Source organism: Gilliamella sp. B2717 (genome assembly GCF_026536675.1).
GTDB classification, from domain to species: domain Bacteria; phylum Pseudomonadota; class Gammaproteobacteria; order Enterobacterales; family Orbaceae; genus Gilliamella; species Gilliamella apicola_I.
On sequence record NZ_JAFNNQ010000021.1, the window covers coordinates 1 to 1,297 of the forward strand.

Genomic DNA, 1,297 nt, shown 5'->3' on the forward strand with positions numbered 1-1,297 from the left:
CTGTTAATGTATGACTTCCTCCATATGATTTATTTATGTTTGATATTTCTTCAATACTTAATTCCTTAAATGATGAAACGACAAAATCAGTTGCTTTTTCAGTATTATACCAATTCCCTTCTACTTCAACTGTTTCAATTTTATAATGTACCTTGGTTCTGACTTCAGTGCCGGTTATTTTGATGCGGGCGTATTTTAATAAGCGTAGTGAACGGGNGTAAGGGTTTGGCTTTCTAACATCATTCACTTTTTATCATTTTTACTCACTTCACTTACTATGCAGCTATAAGAACGTAAAAGCACTCTAATAAATTAGAGTGCTTTTACGTTATGACTACTCTAATTTAGTTATACTTACTGAAGCAGATTTTACTTCTTTTGGTAAAGTATAGATTATTTCTTTTATATTTTTCGGTAGGTCTTTTAAAGATAATGGACTCAGGGGTTTTACAACTAAAAAATAGCTATTATCTTCATAGTTAACATCATAACTAAATAATCCCTTTAAAGCCGAATCAACATAGCTTTTTAAATATTGTTCTCTTTTAAGTTGATCGGGAAATTCAGGCAAATTATCTTCAATGATTTCAATATTAGATCGTTTTTCTAATTCAAAAAAATAATCACATAGTTCTTCATAATTCTCAACCGAATCAGCTACTTTCTTCGGTACAGCTCTTGTGCCACCTGAAGCAAAGTGTGCTAGATTACCATTATAAAATGCAGCATACCAGTCAAGATCGTTAGTACTTATAAACTCATCAGTCATTTTCATTATTTTTCAACTCCAAATATATTTGTGCAATTTTCACAACGGGACACTGGTTTACCATTGCGAGGGCGTACGGCTTGAGTAAATTGTATATCTTTTAATTTAAGATTAGGATTATTTAATAACAATTCGTTGGCTGCTCTAAATTCAGCACAAGCTCCTAATACATTACCACATGAAGTTTTAACACCTAAACCTCCTAATTTATCAGCATAAACTTGTAGTTCTGGTGCTATTTTAGTGGGAACTGTTCCACTTGATGCAGTAACAACTTTCTCCGTTAATGGATCAACAGCCCCAACTGCTGTAGCTGGTTTATATTTGCTGTTAGCTAAAGATGCTATGTATTGATCTAATTCTTTATTTGCATTAGCCAATAAAGAATTATTCCTTATTGTTTCTTTTTCAACAACATTATTCCAATTAACCTCATCTAATTCAACCTCTAACGCTTCAATTTTATGATGTACCTTGGTTCTGACTTCAGTGCCGGTTATTTTGATGCGGGCGTATTTTAATAAGCGT

General features: G+C 32.5%; 2 protein-coding genes. Both read right to left on the reverse strand.

The genetic code is table 11. The features are described 5' to 3' along the window. Positions 1-334: 334 nt before the first annotated feature. Positions 335-775 carry a hypothetical protein gene (locus J3U35_RS04820; RefSeq protein ID WP_267359879.1) on the reverse strand — a complete coding sequence of 147 codons (441 nt, stop codon included), beginning with the start codon at positions 773-775 and terminating at the stop codon, positions 335-337. Continuing rightward, on the reverse strand, positions 775-1,297 hold a 523-nt coding region (locus J3U35_RS04825; RefSeq protein ID WP_267359881.1), incomplete at its 5' end, for a hypothetical protein. The genes J3U35_RS04825 and J3U35_RS04820, both read right to left, overlap by 1 nt.

Excerpts from the sequence above, each read along its gene's own strand:
- J3U35_RS04820 (WP_267359879.1), bottom strand. The coding sequence starts at position 775 with ATGAAAATGACTGATGAGTTTATAAGTACTAACGATCTTGACTGGTAT.